Annotated in this window: 1 pseudogene; it reads left to right on the top strand. The window is 46.6% G+C overall.

The window, feature by feature from the left end:
• Positions 1 to 238, top strand: a pseudogene (locus H5300_RS28275) (IS66 family transposase); the annotation flags it as partial.

Genomic DNA, 238 nt, shown 5'->3' with positions numbered 1-238 from the left:
CCTAAGGACAAGCATGAGCGAAAAAAGATCAAAGCTCTGGTGGTCGCAATTCGAGAGGAGCTAAAGAAGGCCACACAGGGCATCAACGAAAACTCTCACGACTGAAAACAACTGATGTAGTTATCGATTGTTTTCCTGAAGTGTGCCCTTGCTGTGCCCAGTCAGATATCGATATTCAAGGTGGCCCTTACTACCGCCATCAGGTCTTCGATATTCCAAAACCCACTGTCGATATCAC

Source organism: Vibrio sp. SG41-7 (assembly GCF_014164465.1).
GTDB classification, from domain to species: domain Bacteria; phylum Pseudomonadota; class Gammaproteobacteria; order Enterobacterales; family Vibrionaceae; genus Vibrio; species Vibrio splendidus.
This window is presented reverse-complemented; position numbering and strand designations above follow the sequence as displayed.